Below are 993 nucleotides of genomic sequence, written 5' to 3' on the forward strand. Positions count from 1 at the left end.
CTTGAAGGGTCGTTCAAGACCAGGACGTTGATAGGTCAGGTGTGGAAGCGCAGTAATGCGTTAAGCTAACTGATACTAATTGCCCGTAAGGCTTGATCCTATAACCGGTGTGTTTTACGGTCATGGTTAATGCTTCGGCATGACCCGGACCGCGCCCCCGAAGGGGGCAGGACACGCAGACGGTCGAGAGATCGGTGTTGTGCCGGTACAAACAACACAACCCCAACACACCCTTTACGCTTCTTCCCGATTGGCTGCGGCGCTCAAACCAGCGACGCAGCAACCCGTCATGCCTGATGACCATAGCGAGTCGGTCCCACCCCTTCCCATCCCGAACAGGACCGTGAAACGACTCCACGCCGATGATAGTGCGGATTGCCCGTGTGAAAGTAGGTAATCGTCAGGCTCCTTACCCCAGACCCGACCCCGCCCCTCAGCAGGCGGGGTCGTGGCGTTTACGGCGCCCTTTATCTCATTCTCCCCGCGGCGCCTTCACCACTCGTCAATACCCCGCCGCCTCTGCCCAGGCTGCATCTCCTCGCAGCAGTAGCAACACGACTGCGAAAGGTGCCTCGATGACCTGCCCCCGGTTTTAGTCCGGACCGCTGTTAGAGTCCGAGGTTAAAAGCTGCTTCGCTTCATGTGCCTGTGTGAACTGCCTGGGCGTCAGATATCCGAGCGAGCTGTGAGGCCGTTCGTAAGCGCCCGGCAATGACACCCCGGGGAGTGCGCGCCGGCGATCAGGCGGTGATCGGCGCCCAGCGATGAGGCAGTAGCTGAGCGATATCGTCGGCGCGATGCGTGGGCAAGCGGTTCAGTACGTCTTTGAGGTAGACGTATGGATCATGGCCGTTGAGCTGCGCTGATCGAATCAGGCTCATGATTGCGGCTGCGCGTTGCCCCGCACGCAAAGAGCCCGCGAAGAGCCAGTTCGTCCTTCCCAGGGCCCATGGACGAATCTGATTTTCCAGCCAATTGTTGTCGATCGGCACA

Annotated in this window: 1 protein-coding gene and 2 rRNA genes; 2 read left to right on the top strand and 1 reads right to left on the bottom strand. The window is 59.4% G+C overall.

What is annotated here, in order from left to right:
• Together GCT13_RS47915 and rrf are read left to right on the top strand one after the other, a co-directional pair.
• Positions 1-100: ribosomal RNA gene (locus tag GCT13_RS47915) — 23S ribosomal RNA — on the top strand; the annotation flags it as partial.
• A 192-nt stretch (positions 101-292) separates the two neighbouring features.
• Positions 293-406: ribosomal RNA gene (rrf, locus tag GCT13_RS47920) — 5S ribosomal RNA — on the top strand.
• A gap of 334 nt (positions 407-740) precedes the next feature.
• On the opposite strand, the gene GCT13_RS47925 is transcribed toward rrf, so the two are convergent.
• Positions 741-993: transposase domain-containing protein (locus tag GCT13_RS47925; protein WP_152767065.1), on the bottom strand; the 253-nt coding region annotated here is incomplete at its 5' end.

It is taken from the genome of Paraburkholderia franconis, assembly GCF_009362735.1.
GTDB lineage: Bacteria > Pseudomonadota > Gammaproteobacteria > Burkholderiales > Burkholderiaceae > Paraburkholderia > Paraburkholderia franconis.